The sequence below is a fragment of the Sphingomonas sp. BK481 genome (assembly GCF_014194875.1).
GTDB classification, from domain to species: Bacteria; Pseudomonadota; Alphaproteobacteria; order Sphingomonadales; family Sphingomonadaceae; genus Sphingomonas; species Sphingomonas aerolata.
Genome location: NZ_JACIAP010000034.1, coordinates 1 through 3,800, shown reverse-complemented (window position 1 = coordinate 3,800; position 3,800 = coordinate 1). Strand labels below are relative to the sequence as shown.

The window sequence follows — 3,800 nt, the reverse complement described above, 5'->3', positions numbered from 1 at the left end:
CGTTGTCGTCCATGGCGGCGTGATCGACCCGGCTATGCCCGGAGATCAAGGCGGCTACGCCGCTGAAGCTACACCACGCGGTGGGACACGATCTTTCGAACCATGCGCGGTTGCTAGGTCAGGTAGCTAAGGGCATACCCAATCGCTGAACTCCAACGGCCATAATGGTAAAGAGCCATGACACTTTCCATTTCTCAGCAGGTTCGCAATAGAGATCTGATCGATGACGCTTTCGCAAAAAGCGAAGGGAACTGCTACTTTTGTAAATATAAGATTGATCGTAGTGTCGTGGGGTTATTGCATTGGCATCATATTGAGGGGCCGAAACTGGGCGAGATTAGAAAAATGTTCACTAAAGCTAGCCCTACGAAGCTCGAGCAGGAGTTGAAAAAGTGTGTGCCTGCCCACCGAGAATGTCATAACAAACATCATAAGAACTCGGGGGCCGCTGCAGCTGAGCTGGCCTGCTAAGCCTCGCTCCACAGCGAAGGCATCCAGAGCTCCACGTGCGCGTGACGCGTCCTGTTCGGAGGTGGAGGCGCAGAGGTAGGCTCGAATGAACATGCTGTGGTCTTCGATACATGATGCTTGTTTATCCAGTCCTTTTTAAGTTGTCGAATGGCGTATAAAGCACCAGCCGCTTGCTGGTCCTCTCAAGGTATACCCTATCGGTATCAGGTACTGCGCCTCGATTGCACGATCGTACAATCTACGCAAAAGGGGGGGCATCGGGCCACTGCACTCAGCGGCACCACCGAGCGATCAAGGAGGGAATCATCCGCGACGATTTCACACCGGCGGTCAAGTTGCTGATGGCGCAGCGGGCCGGCTATATCTGCTCGCATCCGCTTTGCCAGCAGTTGACGATCGGGCCCTCAGAAGATCGCGGGACGAAGCTGACCAATGTCGGCGAGGCCGCGCATATCACCGCGGCATCGCCGGGAGGTCCACGGTATGACGTCAAGCTGACGAAGACCGAGCGCCAGGCAGAGGCCAACGGCATTTGGTTGTGCCGGGTTCACGCCAAGCAAGTCGACGATAACGCCAGCAAAGAGACGGTCGATGAACTAAGACGGTGGAAGGTGTCGCACGAGGATTGGGTCTATCGGCGCGTCGCCGCTGCGGATAGCTTGGTTCAACACGGCATCACCGACTTGGCGATCGAGAATATCGGCCCTTTTCGATCTCGGGCTGCCGTCAAGTTCGGACGCCATAACATCGTCTTTGGTCTCAACAACTCGGGCAAGTCCACCTTCTGCGAGTGTCTCGCGGCCTTGTCGGGAGGTCGTAACCTCGCCGCGCTCGAGAAGCGGTGGGGGCTTTTTAAGTCTGCTTCGCAAGCAGGCGTCATCGAAGCTGCAGCGTCGATTAAGGGGGCACGCACTTCGGTGAGGTTGAGCGAGGAACTGGTTGAGCTGAAGCGCTTGCCGCAGCGCCGCCCACAACGGTTACAGGTCGAAGTCGATGGCAACGTGTCGGCGAGTTGGCCGCAGACACTGTTCAATGTCGTCTATGTCGACAATCAGGCCTATCGGCCGAGCGACCTGAAAGATCCGTTCCGCCGCGATCTGCGCGCCTTGGCGCCGCAGCTTGCCCTCAGCGAGGCACAACTGTGGGACGCGCTTCGTGAACCACTTTTCTGCAGCACTACATTCGGATCGCGAGTCCGTCGGACGGGCGCCTATAGCGTCGAGGTGCAGGTGGCCGGCTCTTCCCATTTTCTGCCGACCGAGAATCTGGGCGGAGCAGAATATACCTTCACGATTCTCGATATCGCGTTGCGGGTGATGCGTTCCGACCCACGACCGGTGCCATGGATGCTTGTCATCGATTCCAGCATGTTCCTGCGCCTCGACGCCGACAATCAGCGACGTGTGCTCGACGGTGTCCAGGCGCTCGATGAGCCCCCCATCCAGACCTTGGTGTGCCTCAACAGCGAGCAGGAAGCCGTTGAATTGTCTTCCGCCACGACTGAGCGGTGGGTTGGTTCCTCGACTGCCGGTCGTCTAACGCTGCATGCCTTCCGTTAGGTGTAGTCAGATCGGACCCGCCAACGCGTGCTAGGTGAGGGGGCTCGCCACGGCTTAGTTGTAGCCTAACGGTGCAATAACAGTCTACCGTGAGGCGCTAAACAGCGGCGATTATGCACGGTTATCAACACTCGACGGAAGAGCCGAACCTGCCGTAAACGTGGGCCAACGTCACCCGGATCAGAGGACTGCCCTGTGACATTTGCCAACGATCCTCTCGGCAAGGCCGCGCGCGGCCTCACGCCATTCGACATCGGTGGGGTCGGGCGGGCAGCGGCGGGCGATACGCTCGGCACGACGTCGGCCGCTTTCGCGGCGCAGAAGAACATTGCAGAGCAGGTGCGGCTAGCGACCGGCGGATTTGGGCTGCACGAGACTGCCACAGACCGCATGTTTCGCCAGCTGACGGGCGGATCAATCGTTGATCGGGCGATGCGTGACGCGATCAGCGGCAACTTGGCTAGTGAAATGGCGAAACTCTATCTCAAGCCGAGCGCGACCGAGCTTGCCATCACCAAGGCGTACGCCGAGGCTACTGGCCTGATCGGTGGATCGACGCGCTCGCTGATTAATCAGGGCGGCCTCGATCAGGGCGGTGCGCTCGCTGCTGCGCGAAAAGCAGCAGCAGGGTCAGTCCAAGGTTTCATCGAAACCGACAAAGTCGCCGCGCTGGCTAGCCGGTCGATTGGATTGAGCGCCGCGGAGACAGCATTGGCGCTAGGGCGGACCCGCTTCGCCGGCGCCGAGTTGGCCTCTTCCGTAATGGGGCTGCGCTCGACCTATGACGAACGCTACGATCGCATCCTGCGCGACATCGCAGGAGTTGGCTCGCTCGGCTCGATCGCTGCCGGGCTTACCACCCGGCACGACGAGACTACGGCAGCGGCGTCTCGCCTGTTCGGCGACGTCGCCGAACGCATTGAACGAGGCCTCGCCGAGGCAACGGGAACGGCGCTGCGCGCGGCGCATGCCGATCTTTTCCCACCGGTTCGGGCAGCGACGCGCAGCGAGATTGAGATGGTCATCGAGCGGACGAGTGGCTGGACCGCGCTGTCGCCCTACCCCAACTGGCTCACCCGGGTGCAAGGGGGTGTAGGCAATCTCGGTTCGGCTTGGGTGCGTGAGGATCGTCCGGACTTGTCGCTCGACGCCATGACGCGCTTCGCGCACCTAGGCGGCGTCGTTGCAAACCTCGATCCCCGCGAAGCGGCGGTGACGGCCGAGCTGCGCGCGCGGTTCGGTGACTATCGCGGTGAAGAGCCCGGCGACATCGGGTCCGAAGATCCGCTGCTACGCGTTGCTGATCAATACGATCGCGGCTTCGACCCCACGCTATCATCCCTCCCGACACAGATTGTGATGGCGATGCTCGAACCATTCGGGTTGCGGTTTGAGCCCGGCGCGTCCGACGACGGTTTCGAGGTCGACGACCTCGTCGGCCGGATGCTGCGCCGTCTCGAACGACGACTGATGGCGTTCGTGCAGGGGACGCTCGAGACGGCTTATGGTGACGAGTGGATCATGCAGGTGCCGGGCGATTACCGCGGCCAGATGCGCCGTCGACGCCGAAAGGATGAGGAAGAGGGGAGGCAGCCTTCGCACCTTATCGCCTATGCCGACTTCGATTGGTGGGCGACGATCATCGGTCATGGTGAGAACTGGGGCCTCTTCGCCGCTAGAGCGGTTTCTGATCAGTCTGCATCGTAACCAGCGGCTGCAAAATAGTTCGAGCATTCCTGGGGTGAGTAGAGGTCCACGATGCGGCCGATG

2 protein-coding genes are annotated in these 3,800 nt (G+C 60.5%); both read left to right on the top strand.

Going from position 1 to position 3,800, the window contains the following annotated elements; translation table 11 throughout:
• Positions 1-812: 812 nt before the first annotated feature.
• Entirely contained in the window at positions 813-2,030 is a 1,218-nt protein-coding gene (locus tag FHY04_RS22210) for an ATP-binding protein (RefSeq protein WP_221211943.1), read from the top strand.
• Positions 2,031-2,462: 432 nt separating this feature from the next.
• Positions 2,463-3,737 (top strand): hypothetical protein, encoded by a 1,275-nt coding sequence (locus FHY04_RS22205; RefSeq protein WP_183938033.1) that lies wholly within the window; start codon positions 2,463-2,465, stop codon positions 3,735-3,737.
• The last annotated feature ends 63 nt before the right edge of the window (positions 3,738-3,800 follow it).